The sequence below is a fragment of the Peptoniphilus olsenii genome (genome assembly GCF_040545475.1).
Classification (GTDB): Bacteria; Bacillota; Clostridia; order Tissierellales; family Peptoniphilaceae; genus Peptoniphilus_A; species Peptoniphilus_A olsenii.
Genome location: NZ_JBEPMA010000013.1, coordinates 1 through 24,746, shown reverse-complemented (window position 1 = coordinate 24,746; position 24,746 = coordinate 1). Strand labels below are relative to the sequence as shown.

The following is a 24,746-nucleotide window of genomic DNA, read 5'->3' as shown; positions in this document are numbered from 1 at the left end:
TTTAGTGGTTAAAAGTTAAAATATATATTAGGGGGTGTTAATTATGTCAAAAAAAGTACTTGAATTACAAAAAATGGAAGCTACAGAAAGTAAAGTTGTAACAAGAAAATCTACTCAAAGTAATAGTTGTCACACAAAAAGTTCAATTAGTATTGCTTGTCACTAGATTTGATGGGAATATGAAGTATATTTAATTTATGATATATATTTCGTAGTTGTCTAATTAAAAAGGCAATTTCTTGTTCTAATTATTAAGAGATTGCCTTTTTATTTTAATTATAATTTTATATATAATTAGTTTAATAGAGATGGGGGTTATATGTGGAAAAAATATTAACAGCAAAAAATTTATATCATTCATATAATAGTAAAGAAAATATATTGAATAATATTAATATTGATATTCATAAAACTGATAGACTTGCTATCATGGGGCCTTCTGGTTCTGGTAAATCTACCTTATTGTATTGTCTTTGTGGTATGTTAAAAAGTAAAGCTGGCGAGGTACTTTATAATGATAAAGACATAACAAAAATGTCTTTTTATAAACTAAACAAATTGTATAGAAAGGAATTTGATTTTATTTTTCAAGATATAAATTTGATTCCAGTACTTACAGTAAAAGATAATATTCTTTTTAAATTAAAATTAAATAAGATTAAGATAGATAATATTAAGTTAAATGAAATCTTAAGTTCTCTAAGTATTTTGTCCAAGATAAATGAATATCCTGAGAATTTATCAGGTGGACAAAGACAAAGAGTTGCTATTGCTAGAGCGTTGGTAACTGAACCTAATATTATTTTTGCTGACGAACCAACAGGAGCTTTAGATATGGAATCTTCTAGAAATGTTATATCAGAATTAAAAAAGTTGAGAGAAATTGGTACAAGCATTGTATTAGTTACTCATGATCCGTTTATAGCATCGCAAATGGATAGGGTGGTATTTTTATTTGATGGAAAAATAGAAACAGAATTAGAGAGACCTTCGATTGATGAAATTATAGAGGTCTTAAAGAAGACAAAAACAACATTTAAGGAAGATAAATATGAAAACTAAATTGGCTTTAGGATTGTCTAAAAAAAATAAACTCATGACAACATGGATATTTTTATCTATGATATTGATAACTATATTGATGAGTGTTGCATTTATATGGTTTAGAGAGACTTCTGATCCGAATAATGGAGTTATTTTTTCAATATTTAATGGTAAAGCAAATAATATCTTACTTAATGATGTTTTAAATGGCGCAGATTTACAATTAAAGTTAATTATATTTTTCTCTTTCTTTTTATTAAAAGCTATTATATCTTTTTCAATTAAACAAGAGAGAGATGATTGGGCACTCTTAAAACTTAATGGAATTAATTCTTTTGAAATAGTAATAATTTTATATATTAGATTTTTAGTAATTGGGTTTGCTGCGTTGGTATTAGGATTATTTTTTTCTGTTTATTTAATTAACAAATATGTATATTATTTTTATTATTTTATAGCAAAACCTATTTTACCCTATATTGAATATATTAATATAAAATTAACACCTTATTCTATATTATTAACTGCCTTGACATTAATAGTAATGATATTAATTTGTACTTCTATTTCTATATTTAAAATATTATCCCTTAAACCCGTTGTTCTTTTTAATATGAATAGAAATAGTGGTCAAAAAATAAATGTTAAGATGATTTTTGTTAGATTGATAATAGGAATATTGTTGTTAATTGCATTTTTGTATTTTACTTTTATAAAGCCAACAGAAACTGGAACAATTGTAGATATCCAACTGGTTGGACTTATAGCTGTCCTTTTTGTCTTAACAATTTCACCGATTTTTATACCTTTGATTGCGTATTTCATATCCTTACCTTTAAATTTATTTAATGAAGGAATGAGGTTGTATTGTAAAGGGCAATTAATTAAAAATTCTAAAAAGAATTTATCTTTAGCTATTCCTATATTTATAGGAATTTTAGTTCCATGTATTTTTACTTTATTTTCGGAAACAAGTGTAGTGCGTATGAATATGGAATATAGAGAACAGAATAAAAAAATGGGTGATAATGTTTATGCTGTAATTTCTGAAGATCAAGATATGAGTGCAAAAGTTATTGAGGATTTAAGAGATATTGAAGGTACTAACAAATTAGTTATAACTAATCCATTGGCTTACTATGATGCCATTGATAAAAATGGTTTTGTAGGTGTGAATTTTATTAATCAAGAAAGCTTAATGATTAATTTAGATTTAATTGAAGGTGACATCAATAAAATCTCGGGAAATAATATTGGTGCAAGTAATGATTATAATCTAAATGACACAATAAATATTACTTATTATGATGGAGAACAAAAAGAATACAAAATAGTAGCAGTGTTTGAGTCAGTACCGTATCTTTTACTTCCTAAAATATATTTAGATTATTCAACGAATAAATATAAGCATGGTTTAGATAAGATGAATGAGAAATTATTTTTAATGAATGATACAATGAATAAAAATGATTTACAATATAAAATTAATAAATTATCGGATAATTTAAAAATTTGTAGTGGCGATGAAGATATAAATATGAGACTAAAAAAATTTTCATTGCACGAGTTTGATACTATAGTTTTCATGTTAATGCCTTGTTTATTACTTGCAACTATTGTCATAATACAAAATATAATAGAGTTAGTGAAATCAAAACAACAAGAATTTAGTACTTTATTTAGAATGGGCTTTAGTAGAACAGAAATGATTATTGAAACTATGCTTGAATCGTTAATTGTTCTAATTTCGGCGGATGTGATGATTTTTGGAATTCTCTTTACAATGTTGATAAAGTTTAAAAAAGAATTTTCTTTGAACGAGATAAGTATTGCAGCTGACTTACCATATAGATTATTTTTATACATCAATACTATTTTTATTATTTTAGTTGTTGTTATTTCTTTTGTATCAGCCATATATTACACTAATGAAAATAAATTGAGGAATAATATAATTTAAGGAGTACTCAAATTGAGAATTATTAATTTATTAAAACAGGAATTTAAATTATTAATTATATTAGTTTCTTTAAATGTATTTTCTCCTGCATTTAATACTTTAGCTGCAATCTTATTGGCTAAAAGTGTAGATTATATGATAAACAAAGATCTGAATATTTTTTATTTATTTATTTTGCTTACTGGTTTGTCTTGGCTAATGGCGATAGTATGTAGTTCAATATTCAATGTTTTAGAGCAGAAGTATATTCAAAAATTAATGGAATTTTTAAGATTAAGGACTATAAATAATTTAAAAAATGATATATATATCATGGATGATGATTTTAAATATTCTAAGTTTGTTAATATGGTAACAAATGATATTTCTTTAATTGAAGAAGGAATCAGTAGGATTTTATCATCTATATATATTATTAGTAATTTAGTATTTGTTACTATTGCATTGCTATCTTTTAATATTTTAATTTTTCTAATATCTTTTATTATTAGTCTAGCTATGTTAAAAGTACCCAAATTATTTGAGCAAAAAATTTCAAATTCAACAATGTTGATGTCTAAAAAATTAGAAAACATGCAGAAACAAATGTTCAATTGGATTAATGGGATAAAGTTTTTATACGATTGTAATGCCATGTCCCTGCTCGATAATGTAACTTTAAAAGAATCCAAAAGTGTTGCAGATAGTAAAATATATTTAACAAAACAAATTACTATATCAAATTTTTCTATAAATTTATTAAATATAATTGGACAAATAATTATTTTAATTTCCACGGGTTACTTAGCATTGAATGGCATTGTATCTTTTGGAGTAATAATTTCTGTTATGAGTTTATCGGGGCAATTACTTAATTCAATTCAAGAATTCGGAGAAAAATATACAAGTTTTTTTACGACAAAATCATTATTGAGTCACTATGAAGAAGATAAAATAATAAATATAAATAAGATAGATAACTTAATTTTTGAAAATAGAATACAAATAAAAGGTTTAAAGTACAGTTATGGAAATAGAATAATTAATTTTCCGAATATCACTTTCAAAAAAAATAAAAAATATATACTCACTGGCAAGAGTGGTGTGGGTAAAACTACTCTTTTAAATATACTGGCGGGGAGGTATAAAAATTATTGTGGGTGCATTCAGTGCGATGATATCCCATATAGTAAATATAATATTAGCAAAAATACTGCTTATGTATCTCAACATACTTATATTTTTAATGCTACAATTAAAGAAAATATTATTTTAAATAAAAAATATGACCCTGAAATTTTTAATTATATAGTTAAGAGTGTAGATTTAGATTCTGTAATTAGAAGATTGGAAGAGGGAGAGAATACATTGCTTGATTTAAACAATTTTAAATTATCAGGAGGAGAAATACAAAGGATTGGAATAGCTAGAGCTCTGTATCAAGATAAAAAAATTTTTCTTATTGATGAAGGTACTTCCAATATAGATAGAAAGACAGCGTCTGTAATTGAAAATATGCTATTTAAGAACAAAGAATTAACAGTAATTATGGTTACACATAGTATAAGTGAAGAATTGAAAAATGCCGCAGATGATATTATTATTTTGTAGTAATTGAAAATTATTCTTTATATTTCTTCAAGCTTTTTATTTTTTCTTTAATAAGATTGAAATTTAATAAAATCTTTATAAAACATATAATGAATGAGCTTATTAATATTATTTAACTTAATTATTAATGTAACTTTTGTATTAGAACTATAAAAATTCTAAATACAATAAAAAATTAGGATGTTACTTTATAGAGCGACATCCTAATTTTTTATTATCTACTATTTGCTATTTCATTAACAGCCTTTGCTACTTTATATATTTCTTCTTCTGTATTGTAGTGTGAAAGGCTGAGTCTTAATATTCCTCGTTTTTCTGTATTTACTCTCTTATGAAATAGAGGGGCACAGTGTGCTCCACTTCTACTGCAAACTCCATACTCTTCATCTAATATTTGACCAACTGTATTGGCGTCTATTCCTTCAATATTAAAAGATACTATTGGGCTATTTTTATTTTTTAAAAATGTATAAAACTCGAGGTTTTTATTTTTTTTAAGCTCTTTATATAATAGTCTGGTCAAGTAATCTAGTCTATCAAAGGGTTTATTTTTTTCGATATTTTTAATGGCGGCTTCAAGTCCAATAAAAGAGTGAATATTTGAGGTGCCGGGTTCGAAAAGTTCGGGTAGTTTTTGGGGCTGAGTTTTAGAAAATGAATCGAAACCAGATCCTCCGGCAAATACTTGATTAAAATCAAAGTCCCCTTTTACTATAAATCCCCCAGTTCCACCAGGACCATGTAGCCCTTTATGTCCAGTGAAGGCAAATATTGTGTTGTCAAAATTCTTTAGGCTAAATTCAACTGTGCCAGCTATTTGTGCTCCATCTATTATAAGTTTTAGAGAGTGTTTTTTACAAATTTCATAAACTTTTTCTAAGTCTGTAACATTACCAGATACATTGCTAGCGGCAGTTATTATAATAGCTTTTGTATTTTCCTTGATATATTTTTCGATTTCTGTGAGTTTTAGGTTGAATTCATCGTCAATATCTATAAAAGATATTTCGCCACCTCTATTTTCAAATTCATATAAAGGTCTCAAAACAGAGTTGTGTTCGGTTATACTTGTTATCACATGGTCATTTTCTTTTAATATAGACTTTATGATAAAATTAAGGGCGAAAGTTATATTGGGTGTGAGTACAACTTTTAAAGGATTATTAGTACCAAAAAAATTTGCTATAGTCATTCTTATTTCCATAAGTTTTTTGAGCGAATTTGTGCTTATTTCATAGGAGCCTCTTGATGGATTTCCGTATTTTTTCGACATCAATGAATTTGAAATAGCTCTTGTCACTGACTCATCTTTATCAATAGTTGTAGCGGCATTGTCAAGATAAATCATAAACACACACCTTTGCCTTTCTGTGACCTTCTTCATACACTAAAATATATCTTTGTGAGAAATTTAAATTTTCTTTTTTAAATATCTCTTCAACTTCTTTGTAATATTTTTTCTCGAAACGCAGTGCTAATCCACAACCGGCATCAATTTCTGGTAGCAGAGGTACAAGCCTTGCTTTTATTTTAAAACTCTCTAGTGCCATCTCTGAGCGCATTGCTTCTGATGAACTTTCAAAAGTATAGAGAACATATTCCATAATTAAGGTCTTACAACTCTATTTGTAGTCATAAGTGACACTATCTCATACATATTTGTGATTTTTCCTACTTTAAGATTTTCTTTTAGACAATAATTATCTAAACATAGGCCGCAAGATAATATTTTAACTCCACTTTGTTCTAACTTTTTAAAATCTTCAATAGTGTTTTGTCTTACTGTAGTGAGATATACTCCCTTGTTGTAACAGATTACATATTCGGGGTACTTTTCTTGTTCAGTTAGTGCAACTATAAAACTTTCAATGAGCTTTTTGCTAAAATCTTCATCGCCTTCACCAATTTTATCGGCATCAAAAACTACTATATAATTATCATTATTTTCTAAATTAGTTTTTACATTTTCGTTTTTAGCTTCTGATTTTTTAAATTTAAGTTCAAATTCAGTATCTGAAATTTCTATGACTTCTGTTTCATAGTTCATTTGCTTTGCCATTTTATTTAAATTATCAACGGCTATTTGTTCATTAACTAGTACACTAAATTCATTTTCGCCTTCATTTATTACTCTTTTTGCCATTATAACTGGCATTGGGCATTCTATTCCTCTTGCATCAACTTGTTTCATAATATTATCCTTTCTCAAACTATAAAAATACTTTTGTCGAACTTATTATATATTTCTCCAATAATGGCAGCTTCTATTCCATTTTCGTTTAATTCTGATAAAGCTTTATCTGCATCATTGCTGTCAATTGAAACTAATAGGCCACCAGAAGTTTGCGGATCGTAGAGAATTTCTTCAAGAGCGAAGTCGTCAACTTGAAATTCTACTCTATCCTGCATAAACAATCTGTTTCTTTGACCGCCTTTGGTGAACACAAATTCATTGGCGGCAGTTTTTGCTCCTTTTAGTAATGGAATATCATCTGAATTTAAAATTGCAGTGTAGTTTTCATCAACCATCTCACCTAGATGACCCAATAATCCAAATCCTGTTACATCTGTTGCGCTTGATACATTATATTTTACTAAAATATCTTTAGCGTATTTATTGAGCTTTGTCATGTAATTTAGAGCAAAGTCATATTCTTCTTTTCCAACAATATTCACGGAGTAGGCATTAGTTATAAGTGTAACTCCAAGTGGCTTTGTCAAAATTAATTTGTCATGGACTTTGGGAGTGTTATTCTTCCAAATTTTTTGCAAATCTCCTTTTCCTATAACAGTCAGTCCATATTTTATCTTTGGATCATGTATAGAGTGCCCACCAACTAGGCTTGCTTTAGCTTCTGTTACTTTATCTGCACCACCCTGAAGTACTTTTTCTAGTAATTCTATATTGCCCTCTTCGGGGAAAGCAACTATATTTAATGCACATATTGGATCAGCACCCATGGCATAAACATCACTTAAAGCGTTTGCTGCTGCTATTTGTCCAAAAATATAAGGATTTGCGACCATTGGAGGGAAAAAATCAAGAGTAGTAATAATACCAGTTTTCTCGTCAACTTTTATCACGGCACTGTCATCTTTGGTATCGTAACCAACTACAATATCATCTCTCTTATAATTTGGGATTGATTCTAGAATTTTATCTAAAGAACCAGCAGGAATCTTTGCATTACAACCGCCACATACTTCTAATTCTAAATTATCCATTTGTGTCTCCTTTTAAATTAATATGTCTAATATTTATTATATCACACAAAATCATAATGATAATAATTGCAATACAATTAAAATTATTTTAAAGATGTAAATATAAAAGGATTTACGTGTAAAATTTTGGAAAAGGTCTTTAGATTATTTTAGTAATATGTTACAATAAATCTAAAAGAATGCTATTAGTTTGGGAAAGGAGTTCGAAATGGAAGAGAGTTATAAAATAGTACTTAATAATACTATGGAAAATGAAAAAGCAGATCTTAGTTTTATAAATCAAGATGTGACAAGTAAAGCTCAAAAATTTCATGCAAGTTTTCCGCAGTATAAAGTGACGCCACTTGTACAATTAGAAAATCTTTCTAAAATGTTTGGCGTAAAAAATATATTTGTTAAAGATGAGTCTTACAGGTTTGGTCTCAATGCCTTTAAAGTATTGGGAGGTTCATATGCTATAGGAAAATACATAGCAAATAAACTGGATATGGACATTGACGATTTGCCTTTTGATAAATTAACCTCTCAAGAAGTAAAAGATAAGCTTGGTGATTTGACATTTGTAACTGCTACAGATGGCAATCATGGCAGAGGTGTGGCTTGGGCTGCAAATAAATTAAATCAAAAAAGTGTGGTAATAATGCCAAGTGGATCTGCTCTTGAAAGAAGAGATAACATTAGAGCATTAGGTGCAAAGTGCGACATCATGAATGGTTTAAACTATGATGAATGTGTAAGACTTGCAAATAAATATGCCGAAGAAAAAGGGTGGATAATGGTTCAAGATACTGCGTGGGAAGGTTATGAGGAAATTCCTACATGGATTATCCAAGGTTATTCAACTTTAGCTAAAGAAGCGGAAGATCAACTAGAAGAATTGGGCGAAAAAGTTACACATATTTTTGTTCAAGCAGGAGTTGGTTCTTTTGCAACAGGTGTAACTGGTTATTTCAGTTCTATATTACAAGGCGAGAACAAACCATTTATTACAGTTGTAGAACCTGAAAAAGCTAATTGTAATTTTATTACAGCTGAGGCAAATGATGGCAAAATCCACAATGTAACTGGAGAAATGAACACAATTATGGCAGGGCTTGCATGTGGTGAACCTGTGACAGTTGGTTGGCCAGTTCTCAATTCTTATGCAGACGCATTTTTGTCAGTTCCAGATAATTCTGCCGCTCGCGGGATGAGAATATTAGGTAATCCTTTAAAAGATGACCAAAGAATAATTTCAGGTGAGTCAGGTGCAGCTACTATGGGAGCACTAAGTGAAATCTTACAAAGAGAAGATTTAAAAGACATAAAAGAAAAGCTAAAACTAGATGAAAATTCAGTAGTACTACTTTTTAGTACTGAAGGCGATACCGACTTTGCACATTATAGAAGCGTTGTTTGGGATGGATATTATACTAATAAAGAAAATTATAATTATAAAATAATGAGATAAAAAGGAGAAAAACATGACAGATCAAATTAAAGATTTACTTAAAAAACTAGAAGGTTTAGATTACAAAAATCTATATCAAGAAGACTTCTTTCACACTTGGGACAAAACAGGTGAAGAATTAGATGCTATTTTTACAGTTGCTGATACATTAAGAGCAATGAGAGAGAAAAATATTTCTACTAAAATTTTTGACTCTGGTCTTGCTATTTCTCTTTTCAGAGATAACTCTACAAGAACAAGATTTTCTTACGCATCTGCTTCAAATTTACTAGGACTTGAAGTTCAAGATTTAGATGAAAAGAAATCACAAGTTGCCCATGGTGAAACTGTTAAAGAAACTGCAAATATGATTTCATTTATGGCGGATGTAATTGGAATTAGAGATGATATGTATATTGGCAAAGGACATAAATATATGAAAGACTTTGCTGAATATGTAAAAGAAGGATACGAAGACGGAGTTCTAGAACAAAGACCTACACTTGTAAATCTTCAATGTGATATAGACCACCCAACTCAAGCTATGGCAGATTTACTACATGTAATTCACGAATTCGGCGGAGTTGAAAACTTAAAAGGTAAAAAAGTTGCCATGACTTGGGCATATTCTCCATCATATGGCAAACCACTTTCAGTGCCTCAAGGTATTTCAGGTTTGTTTACTAGATTTGGCATGGATGTAGTTCTTGCTCACCCAGAAGGATATGAAATTATGCCAGAAGTTGAAGAAATTGCTAAAGAAAATGCAGAAAAATTTGGTGGAAGCTTCACAAAGACAAATTCAATGGAAGAAGCTTTTAAAGATGCAGATATAGTTTATCCAAAAAGTTGGGCTCCATTTGCAGCTATGGAAGAAAGAACTGAACTTTATGGCAAGGGAGATCAAAAAGGCATCGATGAACTAGAACAAAGACTACTTGAACAAAATAAACAACATATGGACTGGGCTGCTACTGAAGAACTCATGAAAACAACTAAAGATGGTAAAGCTCTTTATATGCACTGCCTTCCAGCTGATATAACTGGAGTTTCATGTGAACATGGTGAAGTTGATGCATCAGTTTTTGATAGATATAGAGTGCCTCTATATAAAGAAGCAAGCTTTAAACCATATATTATAGCAGCTATGATTTTCTTACAAAAAGTTAAAAATCCTGTAGAAACATTAAATAAACTCTTAGACGAAGGTAAAGAAAGACTTAAAGATAAAGAAGATTAATAATTGAATTTTTGGCAAATCTAAATAAATTATTTAATAATATTTTAGTTATTTATTAGCGTATTTTAGATTTGCCTCATTACTTATTTGAATTACTGAAAGAAGGAGAAAAACAATGACAGAAATCAATTACGATTTAGTTAAAGAAACAGCCCAAAAATATTCAAAAGATATGAATGCTTTTTTAAGAGATTTGATTTTATTAAAAGGAGAATCTTGCGAAGAAGGAGACAAGGCAAAAAGAATCAAAGAAGAGATGGAAAAAGTTGGATTCAATAAAGCTTGGATTGATGGACAAGGCAATGTACTTGGAGAAATGGGAACAGGAAAGGTTCAAATTGGATTTGACGCACATATTGATACAGTAGGTATCGGAAATATCGATAACTGGGATTTTGATCCATATAAAGGATACGAGGACGAAAATGTAATTGGCGGACGTGGTGGTTCTGACCAATTAGGTGGTATAGTATCTGCTGTTTATGGTGCCAAAATAATGAAAGATTTAGGTTTCTTGAATGATAAATTTAGAGTTCTTGTTACAGGTACAGTTCAAGAAGAAGATTGTGACGGCAACTGCTGGCTATACATGATTGAAAAAGAAAATATTAAACCTGATTTTGTAGTTTCTACTGAGCCAACTGATGGTGGTATTTACAGAGGTCAAAGAGGCCGTATGGAAATGAAAGTAGAAGTACAAGGGGTTTCTTGTCATGGTTCTGCACCTGAACGTGGAGATAATGCTATTTATAAAATGGCAAAAATACTTAATGAAATCGAACAACTAAACGAAAATCCAGCTGATGACTCAGTTGAAATAAAAGGTTTAGTTAAAATGCTTGACGAAAAATATAATCCAGAATATAAAGAAGCTAACTTCCTTGGAAGAGGTACAGTAACAACATCTCAAATTTTCTATACTTCACCATCAAGATGTGCAGTTGCAGACTCTTGTGCTATATCACTAGACAGAAGAATGACAGCTGGTGAAACTTGGGAGTCTTGTATCAAAGAAATAGAAAACTTGCCATCAGCTAAGAAGTATGGTGCAAAAGTTACAATGTATAATTATGCAAGACCATCTTGGACAGGACTTAGCTACGAACAAGAAGCATATTTCCCAACTTGGGTTATACCTGAAGACCACGAAGTTACTAAAGCTTTAGAAAGAGCATATATAGGCCTTTATGGAGAAAAGAGAATTGCTCCAAATATTGAAAAAGAAATTGAAAAGAGAAGTAAACTTCCTCTAACAGACAAATGGACATTCTCTACAAATGGAGTTGCTATTATGGGAAGACATAATATTCCTGTAATTGGATTTGGACCAGGAGCAGAAGATCAAGCACACGCACCTAATGAAGTGACTTTCAAACAAGACTTAGTTACTTGTGCTGCAACTTATGCCGTGCTTCCATTAGAATATACAAAATAATTAAAAATTCATATAAAGAAGGGGTTACAAACCCCTCTCTTATATTTTTTAGGAGACGCATATGGGATATAAAATAGTGATAGCTCTAGGTGGAAACGCTCTTGGTAATTCACCTGAAGAGCAAAAAATAGCAGTCAAAAAAACTGCGAAAAGTTTAGTGAGTTTAGTAGAAAGTGGCAACAAGATTATTGTTGGTCATGGCAATGGACCACAAGTTGGAATGATAAATTTGGCCATGGAAAAAGGACATAAAGTTGATGATTCAATTCCTAAAATGCCTTTTCCAGAATGTGGTGCAATGAGTCAAGGTTATATTGGTTACCATCTACAAAATGCAATTAGGCACGAATTTAAACAAATAAATAGAGATGTTCCTGTAGTTACAATTATAACTCAAGTTTTAGTAGATAAAAATGACCGAGCTTTTGAAAATCCAACTAAACCAATAGGAGCTTTTTATACAAAAGAAGAAGCTGAAAAAATTTCAAAAGAATCAAATTATGAATTTAAAGAAGATGCAGGAAGAGGCTACAGAAGAGTTGTCGCTTCTCCAAAACCTATTGATATAGTAGAAAAAGAATCACTTAAAGATTTGTATGATGCAAGAAATGTCATCATTGCATGTGGTGGGGGTGGCATACCTGTAGTTGAAGAAAATGGAGAATATATAGGTGTTGCTGCTGTAATAGATAAAGACTTTTCATGTGCAAAAATGGCAGAATTAATGGATGCGGATGTACTTGTAATACTTACTGCAGTTGAAAAAGTAGCAATAAATTTTGGTAAAGAAAATGAAAAATGGCTCAGTGAAATGACTATAGATGAGTGCCAAACATATATAGAAGAAGGGCATTTTGCACCTGGTTCTATGTTACCTAAAGTTGAAGCTGCAATGAGCTTTGTAAAATCAAAACCTGAAAGGAAAGCTTTAATAACTTCATTAGAGAGTGCTGACGAAGCTTTGGCTGGGAAAACAGGTACTTGGATAAAATAATCATTAAGATTAAGTAAATTATTTAATTACATTTTATTTGAAAGCTAAAAGTAATTTATTTCATTTATAAAATATAGGATTGCCACTTTAAAATAAACTAAAGTGGTAAATCCATATATCAAAGTATGATATTTCAATTTAATTTTTATCTATATTATAAATAGATTGGTAAAATGAAAATTATCTAAACTTAAAAAACAAGTAGATAAATTTTTTTAATATTTTTTGAAATCGTTATACCTACTACAAATCCTTTGAACACCTAAGTATATTTATTTTTAGATTTAGTTTTTGCAAAATTTTTAAAGAAATAAATTGTAATTGTTTTAAAAAGATTATAATATTTTAATATACAGTTTTAGATAAAAATTGTATTTTATTGTATATTTTGAATGTAAAATTTTATTATTTCAATTGAACGGGAGGTTAAAAATGAGTGAATTTATGAGACCGCTGCCCTTTAGTGAATTAGTCAATTGGGCTTTAAAGGAATATAAAAATGAAGAAAAAGTTTTTGGGCTTAGAAAAGATTCTTTTTACAAAAATGAGGCTAATACTAAGTTAAAAACTATATTTGGAGATGAAATTTCTTCTTGTGTGGGGCCTGCTGCTGGACCACATTCACAACTTGCACAAAATATTTTAGTATCATATTTGGCAGGTTCAAGATTTATTGAACTAAAAACTGTTCAAATAATGGACGGAGAAGAGATTCAAAAAGCTGTTGCTAGACCTTGTATTTTTGCAGAAGATGAGTGTTATAACTGTGAGTGGTCAACAGAACTTACAGTTCCAGAAGCGTTTTCGGAATATATTAAGGCATATTTTCTTATACAAGTTCTCGCTAAGGAATTTGGCATTTCTGATGAGAAAGATTTTGCATACAATATGTCTTGTGGATATGACTTAGAAGGTATAAAATCTGAAAAGATTGACAACTATATTGAAGGACTTAAAAATGCAAAAAATACTGAAATTTACAAAGAGTGTAGAGAGTATCTAAAAGAAAATATAAATTTATTTGATAAATTTAATTTAGAAGATTTGGACAGTATTAGTCCAGAGATTTGTACATCAATAACATTATCTACATTACATGGTTGTCCTGCTCACGAGATTGAAGCAATAGCAACATATCTTTTGACAGAAAAGAAAATAAATACATTTATTAAATGTAATCCTACAATGTTAGGTTACGAATATGCTCGTAAAACTTTAGATGGTATGGGCTTTGACTATATTTCTTTTACTGATCATCATTTTAAAAATGACTTACAATATGAAGATGCTATTGTTATGATTGAAAAACTTATGCAACTTGGAGAAGAAAAAAATCTAGCTTTTGGAGTAAAACTCACAAATACATTCCCAGTTGATGTTAAAAGAAATGAACTGCCATCAGAAGAAATGTATATGTCTGGTAGAGCACTACTTCCTCTAACACTTTCAATGGCAGCAATGTTATCAACTAAATTCGAAGGAAAACTTCCTATTTCTTATTCTGGTGGTGCTGATGCAGGAAATATAAAAGAAATCTTTGAAGCTATTGGTCAACCTATAACCGTAGCAACAACTATTTTAAAACCAGGCGGCTACAAGAGATTTAATCAACTGGCAAAAGAAACTGAAAATCTTTTAGATAGAGAATATACTGGTGTTGATGTTTATAAAATTACAAAGCTTCGCGATAAAATAATAAATGATTGGAAAAATAATAAATTATATAGAGAAAAAGTTAAATCAAGAAAAACAGACTCTCTGCTTCCTTTAGTTGATTGTTATAAGGCTCCTTGTAAAGATGGTGGCTGTCCAATTAATCAACAAGTTCCAGAGTATTTAAAATTAGTTCAACAAAAAGAATATGACAAGGCCTTTGAAGTTATTGCAAATGACAACACTGCACCTACTATTTTGGGTGAGCTTTGTGCACATTATTGTCAAGATCACTGTACAAGAGTTGATTATGAAAAGACAATGCAAATTAGGGACATGAAGCTTATAGCTGCTGAAAATGCACAAGATAAATTTATTGAAACTATAAAAGAGACAGAAATTAAATCTGATAAAAAAGTTCTTGTTATTGGAGCAGGTCCTGGTGGAATTGCTGCAGCATCTTATCTTAGAAGAAATGGTGTAGATGTTACTGTATATGAAAAATTAGCTAAACCTTATGGAATAGTCAGTCATATAATCCCTGAATTTAGAATATCAGATGAGGAAATTGAAAGAGATTATAATATTGCAGTTAAACAAGGTGTTAAATTTGAATTTAATCATGAAGTAACTGAAAAATATGAAGATTTAAAGAAAGAGTTTGACTATATAATTGTTGCCACTGGAGCTTGGAAAGAAGGAATATCTCCAGTAGAAAAAGGCAGCGAGAATATAATAGATGCTCTAGATTTCTTGTGGTATGTAAGAATGGAGCAAAAATCGCCACTTGGCAAAAAGGTTGCAGTAGTTGGAGCAGGCGATGTTGCAATGGACTGTACAAGAGCAGCTGCAAGACAAAATGGAGTAGAAGAAGTTGTTTTGGTTTATAGAAGGACTGAAGCATATATGCCTGCAACTCAAGAAGAAGTAGAAGATGTCAAAAATGAAGGGCATAAAATTTTAGAATTAGTTGCACCAGTGGAATATGATGGAAAAATTTTAAAATGTAACAAGATGAAACTTGGTGATTTTGATAATTCTGGCAGAAGAGCAGTGGTGCCAACTGGTGAAGAACTTATTCTCGAATTTGACAGTGTCATTGGGGCAACTGGGGCAAGAGTAGATACTTCGAAATTTGAAGAAAATGGCATAAATTTAGACGACAAAAATAGGCCCAAACTTTTAAAAACTCTAGAAAGTAATATAGAAAATGTATATATAATTGGAGATTGTAAAAGTGGAGCATCTACAATTGTACAAGCAATGGGAGATGCTAAAACTGTAGCACTGGATATTCTAAAAAAAGAAAATCTAGGCAATGATTTCAAAAAATTTGAAGTTAAAGAAGAAAGTAAAAAATTATATGAAAAAAGAGGAATACTTGTAGAGAAAAAAGAAGGTTCACAAGAAGGCGAAAGATGCTTAAAATGCGATCAAATATGTGAAATTTGTACAGAAGTTTGCCCTAATAGAGCCAATGTATATATAGAAGTAGATGGATACGATAATCTACATCAAATTATACATTTAGATGGAATGTGTAATGAGTGTGGTAACTGTGGAGTATTTTGTCCACATGCAGGAAATCCATACAAAGATAAATTTACTGTTTTCTGGACAGAAGAAGATTTCATAGATTCAACAAATGTTGGTTTCTTGAAGCTTGATGATGGAAATTACAAAGTTAGAATAGAAAACGGAAATATAATAGAAACTAAAAATATAGAAAAAGATTTGTCTGAGGATATATTAAGATTTATAAAAGTATTAGAAGAAAAATATCCGCATTACATTAGTCCAACAGAAGCTTTAAATAAATAATGTTTTCGAAACTATAAAGGAGTAAAACATGATTTTAACAAATGGCGTAATAATTACAAACGACGAAAATAATAGCTTTTATGAAAATGGAGCTATTTATATTAAAGAAAATATAATAGCAGACATTGGAGATGCAGCAGAAATCACGAAAAAATATCCTGATGAGGAGATAATTGATGTAAAAAACAGATTGATTATGCCGGGTATGATATGTGGACATTCACATATATACTCAGCATATGCAAGAGGCATGGCAGCTTCAAAGCCGACAGACAATTTTTTCAATGTGCTTGAAAATTTGTGGTGGACTTTAGATAGAACTCTGACATTGGAAGATGTAAAACTAAATGCAATGACAACTTACATGGAATCAATTCAAAATGGGGTCACAACTTTAGTCGATCACCACTCTGGGCCCAATTCTGTAGAAGGATCTCTATTTAAATTAGCTGAAGCGGCTAAAGAATTAGGTATCAGAACTTCTCTTTGCTATGAGCTTTCAGATAGAGATGGAAAAGAAATTCGAGATAAAGAAATTAAAGAAAATATTGAATGGATAAAAGCTTGTAAAAAAGATGATAACGGCGATATGCTAAAGGCAATGTTTGGTTTACATGCATCTTTTACACTTTCTGATGAAACTTTATATAAAGCACAGGAAGCTATGGCTGGTTTATATGATGGATACCATGTTCATGTAGCTGAAGGTATAGAAGATGAATGGGATAGTGTACAAAAACATGGCAAAAGAGTTGTTGAAAGATTAGACGATTTTGGTATTATCACTGAAAATACTCTTGCTGTTCATGGAGTGCATATAAATGAAAGAGAAATGGATATTTTAAAAGAACACAATACTCCTGTAATATTTAATCCAGAATCAAATATGAACAATGCAGTAGGATGCCCTCCAATTTTGAGAATGTTAGAAAAAGGAATTACTGTTGGTATGGGTACAGATGCTTATACTAATGATATGTTCGATTCTATGAAAGTATCTAATATTTTATTATCCCACAATGCATGTGATCCTACAAAAGGTTTTGGAGAAACTTTAGATATTCAGTTTAAAAACAATCCTAAAATATTTTCTAAATATTTTAAAAAAGATATTGGAGTCTTAAAAAAGGACGCATATGCCGATATAATAACTTTTGATTACAATCCTTATACTCCACTTACCAAAGACAATTGGGGTGGGCATATTCTATTTGGTCTTACAGGAAGACTTGTAAATGATACAATTATAAATGGTGAATTTGTGATGAAGGATAAAATTATAGTTAAAGTGGACCAAAAAGAAATTCACGCAAAATCTCGTGAAAGAGCAAAAGAAATTTGGAAACACGTTTAAAATTATGAGTATAGTGAAAAATTAATGTAGTTTTTTAGAATTTTAATCTGCTATATTAAATTTTCTAGTATAATGGCTCAGTAAAGAATTAGAATCTCTAATTTGAATATTATTAATTAAGGGGCACGATTATGACAAAAGAAAAAGTAGTAAATAGGAACAAGTACGATGTTGATGGAGTTCCAGAACTTAGAGAGGCAATACCTCTAGGATTACAACATGTTTTTGCAATGTTTTTGGGAAACATTACTGTATGTATGATTATTGCAGGAATCTGTGGAATAACTGGTCATGACTTGGTTCTACTAGTACAGTCGGCAATGTTTATTGCTGGGGTCTCAACACTTATGCAAACTCATCCAATTGGAAAGACTGGAGCAAAACTTCCAGTAGTAATGGGAGCGAGTTTTGGATTTTTGACAACTAATATTGCAATTGCAAATGCGTTTGGATTTCCAGCACTTCTTGGAGCAACCCTTGTTGGAGGAATTTTCTGTACAGTGCTTGGGTATTTCTTAAAGCATATTAGAAAATTTTTCCCAAGTATTGTTACAGGTACAGTCGTTTTAACTATTGGACTTTCACTACTTCCTACAGGAATTAATTCTTTAGCTGGTGGAGCAGGTTCACCTGATTTTGGTTCACTTAAAAACTGGGGAGTAGGACTTATAGTTTTAATACTTACAGTAGTTTTGAATCAAAAGGGAAAAGGTGCAGTCAAGACATCTTCAATACTTATTTCAATAATAATCGGATATATCGTTGCGATTTTTGCTGGTATGGTTGACTTTACACCAGTAAAAGAAGCAGCGTGGTTTGCATTACCAACACCATTTCACTTTGGAATAGAATTTAAAGCTGGTGCAATTATTCCTATGCTTATAATGTTTATAGTAACTGCTGTTGAAACTGTGGGCGATGTTTCAGGTATCACAGTTGGTGGTGCAGGTAGAGAAGCTACAGAAGATGAGTTATCAGGTTCTGTTATTGCAAATGGACTTAGTTCAGTTTTTGCTGCAATTTTTAATGGGATGCCAACAACCTCATTTTCACAAAATGTTGGTATGGTAGCTTTTACAAAAATTATGAGTAGATTTGTAGTAGCATGTGGTGCAATATTTTTAATACTTGCAGGTCTTCTTCCTAAACTTGGAGCCATTGTATCGACAATTCCACATCCTGTAATAGGTGGAGCATCACTAATTATATTCTCACAAATAACATTGACAGGAATAGATATACTTACACAAAAACCACTTACAGATAGATCAAAACTTATAATAGGTTTGTCACTTGTTTTTGGAATGGGACTATCATCTGTGCCAGCAGCTATGGAATATTTTCCAGAAGCTCTAAAACTTATTTTTGGTGGTTCAGGCATAGTAATTGCATGTCTTACTGCAATATTATTAAATATTTTAATATCTGAAGATAAAGAAACACTAGAATAATATTTTTATTGAAGATGGAATAGTAAAATATATGGACAAAAAATTAATATGCTGTAGTAAAGTTTATGACTTCTATCAATAATTACTGAGGGCAAAAGCAAATCAAGAAGTAAATTGATTATTATAAAAAACTAAATTGGTGCTAATAATTAGAAAGTTTTTTTAAGAAATTAATGCAAAATTAGACTAATATAAAAATTGATAAAAATGGAGAGTATTTATGAAAAATGAAAAAAATTCCAATATAAGTGTCAAAAATATTTATAAACTCGATGGACGGGTTCCTATTGGAAAGGCAATTCCTTTTGGATTACAGCATGTACTTGCAATGTTTGTATCAAATCTAGTTCCTATAATACTTGTAGTGAGTGCTGCAACGGCAGCCCATCCAGATTTAAAAATCGACCTACCTATGTTGATACAAAATTGTATGCTAATAGCAGGACTTGGCTCTTTAATTCAGTTATATCCAGTTTGGAAAATTGGAGCAAAACTTCCTGTAATTATGGGAGTGAGTTTTACATTCTTGGCATCATTAATTTATGTAGCAACAACATTTAATTATGAAACTATGATTGGAGCAATAATTGTAGGAGGTTGCATAGAAGGAATTTTGGGTCTTTGTGCAAAATATTGGCGAAGATTTATATCGCCAATTGTATCAGCCTGTGTAGTAACATCAATTGGATTTTCACTTTTGGGAGTAGGAGCAGCATCTTTTGGTGGAGGAAATGGAGCAGCAGATTTTGGTTCTGCCCAAAATGTAATGATTGGCACAGTTACACTTGTATCTTGTTTGTTATTTAATATATTTGCAAAAGGATTTTGGAAACAACTATCTATATTATTTGGATTAATTGTAGGCTACTTACTATCAATGTATTTAGGTATTATAGACTTTACACCTATCGTTGAAAGTAAATTGATAGCATTTCCTAAATTTATGCCTTTTGTGCCAGAATTTAATTTAAGTGCAATCATAGCACTTGTAGTTGTATTTATGGTATCAGCAGCTGAAACTATAGGTGATACTACAGCAGTTTGTATTGGTGGATTAGGAAGAGACATAACAGAAAGAGAAATACAAGGTTCACTTGCATGTGATGGTTTTATGAGTACGCTTTCTGGTTGTTTTGGATGTACACCAATAACTTCCTTTAGTCAAAATGTAGGACTTGTCGCAATGACAAAAGTAGTAAATAGATTTACAATAATGTTTGGAGCATTGGCACTTATACTTGCAGGTCTATTCCCTCCTATAGGAGCAATATTTTCCACACTTCCAGAGCCTGTACTTGGTGGTGGAACAATTATGATGTTTGGCTCAATAGTTGTAAGTGGAATGGGTATGATAGCAAGATGTGGATTTACACCAAGAAATACCACAATAGCATCCCTTTCATTAAGTGTAGGAATTGGATTTACACAAATGCCAGAAATATATAAAGAATTACCCAAACTTGCAAGAGATGTGTTTTCAGGAAATCCAGTAGCCAATGTATTTGTAATAGCATTGATTTTGAGCTTAATTCTTCCAAAAACAGAAGAAGATAAAGCTTATGAAAATAAATAAAAATATGTGAGTAGAGATGAGTATATCATCTCTATTTTTTAATGAAAAATAATAAAAGTAAGACTTAAAGAAATTTGTTAAAATATTTTTTTATATAAAAGTCTTCTCAAATGTCATAAAGAATAGGTGAGTGGCAGTGAACACATGGAGTGGCTCTCTTTCTGGTGGAGAGAATATATTTAGTAAATAGTAAATCTTAAATGAAATCCTCTTATAGTGTCATTCTTTTTATTAAATTTTATTTATTAGCTATAAAGTGGCTAAAAATACTAATTAATAATATAAAGATTTCTTATCGTAATCTATGTTCATAATTATGTAACAATTATTGACAAATATAAAATGTTCTGCTATTCTAAAATTAGGAAACGTTATACAAAAGAATGTAAAATTAATGAGTTGAGGTGAAGTAATGTCTTATGATATTTGGGATTATTTTATGATTAGAACTCCAGCTATTCCTTTTCATTATTTGGAAGAATATAAGAAGTCAAACAAAGATATTTATGAATTTATTTCAGAAAATGAATTTTTAGATAAATTTTTTAAAAATGCTCTCTTAATATCTTCAAAGTCCCTCTATTATTCGTATATTAATAAACCTAAAAAAGAAAAAAGTATAGAGGTTTATGTCAAGGTTTATTAAAATATTTCATAAGGGCGTGTACAAGACCAACCCCTTATGGATTTTTTGCAAACGTATCTATTGGAGAGTTTGCTTTAGAAACAAGTATAAATAAAGAAGATATAATAATAGATATTAAAGTAGATACAGATTGGCCTAATGGTTTAATAAAAAAATTAGAGGATGACTCAACAATATTTAAAAATTTATATTTAAAATTTAATGATATTTGCTATGTTAGCGGAGATAGACTGAAAAATCCTTATTTTTCAAATAGAGGAAATCTACAAGATAGTTCAAAAGAAATTAAAGAAAATAGCATTAGATTCACAAATCTCGTAAAATTAGTAAAAAACAACTCCAAAAAATTTATTAAATATAGCGATTTATTTTATATTATAAAAAATGAATATGAAGATGTAGATGATTTACTTATTCACAATACAATTAAAAATTTAATGGAAAATGAATATTTATTTACTAATTTAAGACTTCCAGCTTATTGCAATGATATATTAGCTTATTTAATAAAGATCTTAGAAAGAATCACAGAGGCTAGAGATATTACTGATAGTTTAAAAAAGTTGAACTCTTTATTTAGTGAGTATAAGAAAAGTAGAGAAGTAAGTACCTTAGAAAAGATTTATAATATTATGAAATCTTTAAATAAATCTAGTAATTATATAGAACTTAATACTGGGTGTAAATATTCAAGTAAAATACTAGATAGTAAATTAAAAAATAAGATAGAAAATTTTGTTAATGAGTTTTCTAAAATTAGCCCTGAAATTAATAATTATGGATTTTTAGATAACTTTAAAAATAAGTTTATAGAAAAATACGGAAGTAATATAGAAGTTAATTTAATTGAGATAATTGATGAAAATAAATTTAATGGGTTTATCTATTTAAATGATTCTTATAATCAAAGTGATAGAGAAAAAGAGATTAGTAAAATAATTACAAATAAAATAGAAAAAGCTATATTTAATGGTGAAGAAGTATATTTTACAAAAAATGATTTTAAAGATATCAATAATAGTAATCTAAATCTTACAAAGGGATTTGACTTAAATTTATACATAACTAAATCAAAAGAGTCCTACGATTTAATAGTTGGTCCCAATGGAGGCTCTCCAAAAGAAGGCTCAATGTTTCAGCGATTTAGCGATTCTTTTGTAAAAAAAGACTTTGATGAGTATAACAAAATATATAAAAAATCAAGAGAACTAATACAAGATAATTATATAGAGGTAGAACTTAGAGAATGCACTGCATCTGGAAGAACATCAAATGTAGTTAACAATACTAAAAATTATGAATACTACCTTCCAATAGGTTTAGCTGGGAATAAAAATAAATCTTTAATGATTGATGATTTAGTTATTGGCCTTGATGATAAAGAAAACTTTTATATTAAATCAAAATCATTAAATAAAAAATTAAAATTTATAAAAGACAATATGCTAAATACTAGATTAAATAGTAAATTGTATCAACTTTTATATGAGCTATCTTCATTAAACGAAGATGTACCAGTAAATAGAATATTTGCACTTGGAACAGAAAATTACATATACAGTCCTAGAATATATTTCGAAGGAGTTATTATATCTTTAAAAAAGTGGAAATTTGATTATTTAAATTTAAGTAAAGAAAAATATAATGACTTTAAAAGAGATTTGTTAAATTTAAAAAAAGAATATACGATGGATGACTTAGTTTACCTAAGTGAAAACGACAATAGGTTAATGTTAGATTTAAATAGAGAGGAAAGCTTAGAATTATTATATTCTACCTACAAGAAAACAGGCGAGATTAAATTGACAGAAATTGAGCCTGGGTTAAAAAATAGTCTTGTAGATGATAAAAAAAATAGAGTTTATTTAAATGAATTTGTCTTTTCTTTTATTCAAGAGGAATATAAAGTTGCGAATACTAGTATAGATTCTAGTTTGAATATAGAATCAAAAAATAAAATATTTATGCCTTTTCAAGATGGTTGGATTTACCTTAAATTATATGGCTTAGGTAATAGGATTAATGAGTTTTTAACTAGACATTTAGATATAATTCACGATTTAGGAAATCCTACTTGGTTTTTTATTAGATATGAGGATACATATGGACCTCATATAAGACTTAGATTCAAATTTAAAGATCAAGATGAAGCATTGGAGAAATTTAAAACAATAGATAAGTGGTTAGAGAGTTTATATTCAATAAATATTATAAATAAAGTTGAATTAGATAGCTATGAGAGAGAAATAAATAGGTATGGTGGAGATGAACTTATATATTTATTTGAAGAATATTCACAAATAAGCTCTGAACTTGTAATAGAGACACTTAGATATTATAAAGATATTGATATAGAGAAAATTTATTTTTTTGAAATATTTAACTTATATATGGCAGTTTCACATAATTTAAACGATTTATTTGATCTTCTTAATAGAGATAATATAGAAAAAGAATTTAGAAAAGAATATAAAGAAAAAAGAAAAGATCTAATAAATATAGGAGAAGGATTATTAGATTTTACAGATATATAATTCTACATAAATTTAAAAAGGAGGTTAAAATGTTTCGTTAGAAAGGGTATTAAACATAAATGTAGTGTGTTTAATTAATTATATAAGTAATAAAGGAGAATTGTATGGATTTAAATGATTTTGAATTAGATTTAAACATTTCTAAAGATAATGACAATGTAAAACCATCTGGAACTGGTACAGTTTCAGTAGTAACATCTATCGTAGTTTCCAGTTATCTACAAGGTTGTTCTGGAGAATGTTATTCTGTAGCTTGTACGACAGAAAAATGGAAATGTCCAAGTCCACCGCCAGAGACAGGATCTTGTGCTTGTACAATGAGATGAATTAAATTAGATATCAATTGAATTTATTCAATTGATATCTAATTATAATTATTGGAGGTAAAAAAAATGAATCTTTACAAAACAGTCGAGATAATTATAAGTATGTTGCTTGGTATGTTAATTATAACTATAACAAAAGATTATTTTACTGGTTTTATTATCGCTATTATACTGTGGATAATATATAATTTTTTATCTAAAAAATTACGCAAGTAAATTTTACTGGTGTGAATAAATTATGAAGAAGATATTATTAATAGTAGGAAGCAATAATAAGAATTCTTTTTTAAATAGATTGGTTTATGACATTACTAATAATTTAAAAAATAAAAATATATGTAATATTATTTTTCTTAGTGATATGAATATAAAGTATTAGATAAAGTCCATATAATTGTGTAAAAAGAATAGGTCATTTGAAACCAAAACTGGTACAATGTTTTTAAGCAAAAAATAAAACAACCAGGAGGA

At 29.4% G+C, this 24,746-nt stretch carries 20 protein-coding genes; 16 read left to right on the top strand and 4 right to left on the bottom strand.

The genetic code is table 11. From position 1 onward, the window contains the following. Nucleotides 1–43 precede the first annotated feature (43 nt). The 4 genes from ABID14_RS08230 to ABID14_RS08215 all read left to right on the top strand — a co-directional run bounded on the left by ABID14_RS08230 (nucleotide 44) and on the right by ABID14_RS08215 (nucleotide 4,594). Complete coding sequence (locus ABID14_RS08230; protein WP_354368992.1) at nucleotides 44–166, top strand: class III lanthipeptide; 123 nt, start codon at nucleotides 44–46, stop codon at nucleotides 164–166. A gap of 155 nt (nucleotides 167–321) precedes the next feature. Further along, complete coding sequence (locus tag ABID14_RS08225) at nucleotides 322–1,062, top strand: ABC transporter ATP-binding protein (RefSeq protein ID WP_354368990.1); 741 nt, start codon at nucleotides 322–324, stop codon at nucleotides 1,060–1,062. Continuing rightward, nucleotides 1,052–3,004, top strand: a complete 1,953-nt coding sequence (locus tag ABID14_RS08220; RefSeq protein ID WP_354368988.1) for an FtsX-like permease family protein — start codon at nucleotides 1,052–1,054, stop codon at nucleotides 3,002–3,004. The genes ABID14_RS08225 and ABID14_RS08220 overlap by 11 nt, the downstream gene beginning before the upstream one ends. A gap of 12 nt (nucleotides 3,005–3,016) precedes the next feature. Next, nucleotides 3,017–4,594, top strand: coding sequence for an ATP-binding cassette domain-containing protein (locus ABID14_RS08215; protein WP_354368986.1), 1,578 nt, complete (start codon nucleotides 3,017–3,019; stop codon nucleotides 4,592–4,594). 214 nt (nucleotides 4,595–4,808) lie between these two features. On the opposite strand, the gene ABID14_RS08210 is transcribed toward ABID14_RS08215, so the two are convergent. Genes ABID14_RS08210 through selD form a run of 4 tightly spaced genes read right to left on the bottom strand, consistent with a single transcriptional unit; the run spans nucleotide 4,809 to nucleotide 7,819 of the window. Then, nucleotides 4,809–5,942, bottom strand: a complete 1,134-nt coding sequence (locus tag ABID14_RS08210; RefSeq protein WP_354368984.1) for an aminotransferase class V-fold PLP-dependent enzyme — start codon at nucleotides 5,940–5,942, stop codon at nucleotides 4,809–4,811. Continuing rightward, nucleotides 5,929–6,198, bottom strand: a complete 270-nt coding sequence (locus ABID14_RS08205) for a putative Se/S carrier protein (RefSeq protein ID WP_354368982.1) — start codon at nucleotides 6,196–6,198, stop codon at nucleotides 5,929–5,931. Before ABID14_RS08205 ends, ABID14_RS08210 begins: the two co-directional genes overlap by 14 nt. Before the next feature lie 2 nt (nucleotides 6,199–6,200). Further along, the gene (gene yedF, locus ABID14_RS08200; RefSeq protein WP_354368980.1) at nucleotides 6,201–6,785 is read right to left on the bottom strand and encodes a sulfurtransferase-like selenium metabolism protein YedF; all 585 of its coding nucleotides are present in this window, start codon (nucleotides 6,783–6,785) and stop codon (nucleotides 6,201–6,203) included. 14 nt (nucleotides 6,786–6,799) lie between these two features. After that, nucleotides 6,800–7,819, bottom strand: a complete 1,020-nt coding sequence (selD, locus tag ABID14_RS08195; protein ID WP_354368978.1) for a selenide, water dikinase SelD — start codon at nucleotides 7,817–7,819, stop codon at nucleotides 6,800–6,802. Between the two features lie 208 nt (nucleotides 7,820–8,027). Between selD and dpaL the strand changes: the two genes are divergently transcribed. The 12 genes from dpaL to ABID14_RS08135 all read left to right on the top strand — a co-directional run bounded on the left by dpaL (nucleotide 8,028) and on the right by ABID14_RS08135 (nucleotide 24,491). Beyond that, entirely contained in the window at nucleotides 8,028–9,269 is a 1,242-nt protein-coding gene (dpaL, locus tag ABID14_RS08190) for a diaminopropionate ammonia-lyase (protein WP_354368976.1), read from the top strand. A gap of 13 nt (nucleotides 9,270–9,282) precedes the next feature. Continuing rightward, entirely contained in the window at nucleotides 9,283–10,488 is a 1,206-nt protein-coding gene (ygeW, locus tag ABID14_RS08185; RefSeq protein WP_354368974.1) for a knotted carbamoyltransferase YgeW, read from the top strand. 115 nt (nucleotides 10,489–10,603) lie between these two features. Then, nucleotides 10,604–11,923, top strand: a complete 1,320-nt coding sequence (locus tag ABID14_RS08180; protein ID WP_354368972.1) for a YgeY family selenium metabolism-linked hydrolase — start codon at nucleotides 10,604–10,606, stop codon at nucleotides 11,921–11,923. Between the two features lie 61 nt (nucleotides 11,924–11,984). After that, on the top strand, nucleotides 11,985–12,917 hold the full coding sequence (gene arcC / locus ABID14_RS08175; protein WP_354368970.1) for a carbamate kinase: 933 nt from the start codon (nucleotides 11,985–11,987) through the stop codon (nucleotides 12,915–12,917). A 432-nt stretch (nucleotides 12,918–13,349) separates the two neighbouring features. Continuing rightward, nucleotides 13,350–16,391: a putative selenate reductase subunit YgfK gene (gene ygfK / locus ABID14_RS08170; protein ID WP_354368968.1), complete on the top strand. Its 3,042-nt coding sequence runs from the start codon at nucleotides 13,350–13,352 to the stop codon at nucleotides 16,389–16,391. A 28-nt stretch (nucleotides 16,392–16,419) separates the two neighbouring features. Continuing rightward, nucleotides 16,420–17,745 carry a putative aminohydrolase SsnA gene (gene ssnA / locus ABID14_RS08165; protein WP_354368966.1) on the top strand — a complete coding sequence of 442 codons (1,326 nt, stop codon included), beginning with the start codon at nucleotides 16,420–16,422 and terminating at the stop codon, nucleotides 17,743–17,745. 131 nt (nucleotides 17,746–17,876) lie between these two features. Beyond that, nucleotides 17,877–19,196 carry a uracil-xanthine permease family protein gene (locus tag ABID14_RS08160; protein WP_354368964.1) on the top strand — a complete coding sequence of 440 codons (1,320 nt, stop codon included), beginning with the start codon at nucleotides 17,877–17,879 and terminating at the stop codon, nucleotides 19,194–19,196. A gap of 220 nt (nucleotides 19,197–19,416) precedes the next feature. Then, complete coding sequence (locus ABID14_RS08155) at nucleotides 19,417–20,769, top strand: uracil-xanthine permease family protein (RefSeq protein ID WP_354368962.1); 1,353 nt, start codon at nucleotides 19,417–19,419, stop codon at nucleotides 20,767–20,769. A 412-nt stretch (nucleotides 20,770–21,181) separates the two neighbouring features. Then, nucleotides 21,182–21,415 (top strand): hypothetical protein, encoded by a 234-nt coding sequence (locus ABID14_RS08150; RefSeq protein ID WP_354368961.1) that lies wholly within the window; start codon nucleotides 21,182–21,184, stop codon nucleotides 21,413–21,415. A gap of 8 nt (nucleotides 21,416–21,423) precedes the next feature. Continuing rightward, nucleotides 21,424–23,949, top strand: coding sequence for a thiopeptide-type bacteriocin biosynthesis protein (locus ABID14_RS08145; protein ID WP_354369030.1), 2,526 nt, complete (start codon nucleotides 21,424–21,426; stop codon nucleotides 23,947–23,949). Between the two features lie 104 nt (nucleotides 23,950–24,053). Next, on the top strand, nucleotides 24,054–24,275 hold the full coding sequence (locus ABID14_RS08140; RefSeq protein WP_354368959.1) for a hypothetical protein: 222 nt from the start codon (nucleotides 24,054–24,056) through the stop codon (nucleotides 24,273–24,275). Nucleotides 24,276–24,341: 66 nt separating this feature from the next. Beyond that, nucleotides 24,342–24,491 (top strand): hypothetical protein, encoded by a 150-nt coding sequence (locus ABID14_RS08135; RefSeq protein WP_354368957.1) that lies wholly within the window; start codon nucleotides 24,342–24,344, stop codon nucleotides 24,489–24,491. Nucleotides 24,492–24,746: the final 255 nt, after the last annotated feature.